Raw genomic sequence first — 3,997 nt, 5'->3', positions numbered from 1 at the left:
CATATATCAGGCTTGCGTTTCAGTATTTCATGAACCGCCAGCTTCACACAGTCAACCGGGGTGCCCGAACAACTGTATTCTTCCTGAACATCATCGTCAATATTGATTTTGTTGATGTATAAAGTGTTGTTGATGGTAATGGCATGACCCGTAGCACTTTGGGGCTTGTCAGGAGCCACAACAATCACATCACCAATTTCTTTCATAATCGATATCAGCATCCTGATGCCGGGGGCAGAGATTCCATCGTCGTTGGTTACCAGGATTAAAGGCCTTTTTTTATTCATAGATACACTATTTTAGTGCTAAAATACATAATTTAATTTCGAATCTTCACTCCGTAGTCTTACAGCTTTTCAAAACTTTTCAACTTTTAAAAAAAGTAAAAATAGGTTGAATAGTTTCATACAAGTTTTTATCTTGCATGGCAATTCTATGTTTAACATAAAATTAGTACCATCCGTTGACTATGGCACGGTTTTTTGTATAAATTAGTATCCTAAAAAAGAATTTCTATGCGATTTATGAAAAAGAATTTTAAAGTGCTATTGCTAGTGGTTTTTGTAGCCGCCGCATCCGGCAGCTTTACGACCAAAAGTTTTGACAACCCTGAAAAGGATAAACTGTTGGTAGAACTGATTTCCTATGTGCTTGAAAAAACGCACTTTGCCAATAAAGAAATGGACGATGCCTTTTCTTCTTCGGTGTACACCAAGTTTATCAATGATGTAGATCCCCTAAAACGCTATTTCCTAGCTTCAGATATTGAAGAATTTAAAGTCTATGAAAATCAGATTGACGATCAGTTGAAAAATAAGGATCTCACTTTTTTCAATGTGGTACATGAACGATTGGAACAAAGAATGCTGGAAGCAAAAGACATTTATAAAAAAGTGCTGGACACTCCTTTCGATTTCACTGAAGACCAGTCCATAGATGTCGATTATGAGAATATACCCTATGCCAGCACCCGTGAGGAACTGGAGTCTCGATGGAAAGACCAGTTGAAATTTTCTACTATTTCAACTTATTATGACATCAAGGAAGAACAAAATGCAGTAAAAGATCTGAAACCAGGGGAATCTGATGAGGAGTCATTTGAAGAGGAAGCTGTTGAGGAAAAGATAGCTGAGGTAAAAGAACCCAAAACCGATGCGGAAATCGAAATCGAAGCCCGGGAATCCACGCGCAGTTCTCTGGATGACTACTTTTCGTTTATAGATGACCTGAACCGTACAGATTACTTTGCCATTTTTATCAATGCTGTTGTAGAAGACTTTGACCCGCATACCAATTACCTTGCACCTCAGGACAAAGACCGCTTTGACGTGGCTATGTCAGGAAAGCTGGAAGGAATTGGTGCTCGATTGCAAAAACAACGCGAAAGTGTGAAAGTGGTTGAAGTAATCAGTGGCGGACCTGCCTGGCGGGGTGAAGAAATTGAAGTAGGCGACCAGATAACCCGTGTGCGTCAGGAAGGGGAAACCGAATCAGTAAGTATTGGCGGTATGCGTCTGGACGATGCCGTTGGACTCATCAAAGGTCCTAAAGGAACTAAAGTTACACTTACCATTAAAAAAATGGATGGCACCTTTAAAGATGTTACTATTGTGAGGGATGTGGTTGAGCTGGATGAAACCTATGCCAAATCAACTATTATTAATAAGGATGGAAGAAAATACGGACTCATTGATCTGCCGCGATTCTATTTTGATATGACCGATTACAAGGCCAGAAATGCCGCCAGTGATGTGAAGGAAGAAGTTATCAGGCTCAAGGAAGAAGGTATGGAAGGATTGGTGCTCGATCTTAGAAACAATGGAGGTGGTTCACTTAAAACAGCCATTGATATTGCCGGTTTGTTCATTGAAAAAGGACCAGTTGTACAAGTGGCTTCGGGCGACGGACAAGTGGAAGTACTTAACGACCGCAATGGTGATGTGGAATGGGACGGCCCCCTGGTTATTTTGGTCAATGAAATTTCAGCGTCTGCTTCCGAAATTCTGGCAGCAGCAATGCAAGACTATGAAAGAGGAGTGGTGATTGGCAGTAAACAAACCTATGGAAAAGGAACCGTTCAAAACGTAATCGACCTGAATCGCTGGATGCGTAATAACCAACACGGTGATCTTGGAGCTCTGAAAGTAACTACACAAAAGTTTTATAGAATCAACGGAGGCTCAACCCAACTGGAAGGTGTGAAAAGTGACGTAATAGTTCCAGACAGATACAGCTATTTTGATCTAGGCGAACGGGATTATAACAATCCGCTGCCTTACGATAAAATTGCACCGGCCGACTACCAAACCTGGGATGGGTACATCGATCTTGAGAAAACCATTCAAGAAAGTAAAAAGAGAATTGCAGCCAGTGAGCAACTGAAATTAATTGATGAACAAGCACGCTGGATCAAAGAACGAAGAGATAACAATGTGGTTCCACTGAACTACGAAAAATACATCGCAGATATTGAAAACAACAGAAAAAGATCTGAACAGTATGACTCCATTACAGAATATGAAAACAACCTCGGCTTTCGTTCGCACATCAAGGAACAAGAGCTTAAAAAATTAGACTCTATTCTCAGTGAAAAGCGCAGCAGGTGGCATAAAAACCTAAGTCACGATATTTATGTTGAAGAAGCCGTGAATGTGTTGGAGGATTTAAAACTAAACAACATCAAAAGGGAAAAACTCGCAAACATTAAAGACTAACGACTTGCAATGAGTCAAAAAGCAACATCACTTTCTAAACTGGCGCTCCAAAAGTTTAAAAAAAACTTTTGGGGCGTTTTTAGTTTTGGGTTTCTGTTACTATGTATGCTGGTAGCAGTCTTTTGCTATGTCATCGCTCCTGATGACTCTCAAAATGCCAATCAGATGCATGTGTCAATCCATTCAAAACCACCAGGTTTTAAGGTAATGATGCTCACAGTGCCTTCCGGAAATGTAAGTGATAAAGGAACCATACAGCAACTCTTTTTTGGAAAGGAAAATACAGATACCGCACTGCCTATTCAAAGCTATGAATTAACGACCAAGGGGATTGTTGTACAGGAATATGTGGATGGAAGTTCTGAAGGGCTTTCAAAAGAGTATGTACTAAGTCAATTTCCAAGCCTTAGTACACCCAATCAAATTGTGGAGCAGTACATTGAGCAACAACGTTTTCTTTTGGGAACCGACAAGTATGGAAGAGATTTGTTGAGCAGAATGTTGGTGGGCATTCGTATTTCCTTATCCATTGGGTTTGTAGCGGTTTTTATTTCACTAATTATTGGGATTACACTTGGAGCCATAGCAGGCTATTATGGCGGAAAAATAGACGCAACCATTATGTGGCTCATCAATGTTACCTGGTCGATTCCTACCTTGTTGCTGGTCATCGCCATTACACTCACTCTTGGAAAAGGATTTTGGCAGGTGTTTATTGCTGTGGGGCTTACCATGTGGGTGGAGGTGGCACGTGTAGTTAGAGGGCAGGTGATGGGTGTCAAGCAAATGCAATATGTTACTGCTGCTAAAGCTCTTGGTTTCGGAGATTTTAGAATTATAAAAAACCATATCATTCCAAACATACTGGCTCCGGTCATAGTGATTTCAGCAGCTAATTTCGCAGCTGCTATCCTTATTGAAAGCGGGTTGAGCTTTCTGGGAATTGGCGCACAACCCCCTATGCCCAGCTGGGGTGCGATGATTAAAGACCACTATGCTTACATCATTCTGGGAAAAGCCTATCTGGCCATCATACCCGGGGTGGCTATTATGAGTTTGGTGGTGGCGTTTATGCTCATCGGAAACGCCCTTAGGGATGCCCTGGATGTGAAAGGATAAAGTAACCTCGGTACTTTTTCTAATCTTTTTTTAGGTAGCTAAGTGCTTGCAAATATTTCACAGGCCTTTTTCAGTTCATCAACTTGTCCTTTAAATTCAATTATTGGGTTTAAACAATACAAACGCATATTCCTTTTTAGCATCAAAATAGGTTTCATAAAGTT

3 protein-coding genes are annotated in these 3,997 nt (G+C 40.7%); 2 read left to right on the top strand and 1 reads right to left on the bottom strand.

Features of this window, described 5'->3' with window-relative positions; all coding sequences use genetic code 11:
- The coding region (locus AACY61_RS10030) for a 5'/3'-nucleotidase SurE (RefSeq protein ID WP_339611440.1) at positions 1 to 287 on the bottom strand (287 nt) is incomplete at its 3' end.
- Between the two features lie 237 nt (positions 288 to 524).
- Here AACY61_RS10030 and AACY61_RS10025 point away from each other — a divergent pair.
- Together AACY61_RS10025 and AACY61_RS10020 are read left to right on the top strand one after the other, a co-directional pair.
- On the top strand, positions 525 to 2,714 hold the full coding sequence (locus AACY61_RS10025) for a carboxy terminal-processing peptidase (protein ID WP_339611441.1): 2,190 nt from the start codon (positions 525 to 527) through the stop codon (positions 2,712 to 2,714).
- Between the two features lie 9 nt (positions 2,715 to 2,723).
- Entirely contained in the window at positions 2,724 to 3,833 is a 1,110-nt protein-coding gene (locus AACY61_RS10020; RefSeq protein WP_339611439.1) for an ABC transporter permease, read from the top strand.
- Positions 3,834 to 3,997: the final 164 nt, after the last annotated feature.

It is taken from the genome of uncultured Planktosalinus sp., assembly GCF_963973675.1.
GTDB lineage: Bacteria > Bacteroidota > Bacteroidia > Flavobacteriales > Flavobacteriaceae > Planktosalinus.
The sequence above is the reverse complement of the archived record's forward strand: the minus strand, read 5'-3'. Positions and strand labels throughout refer to the sequence as shown.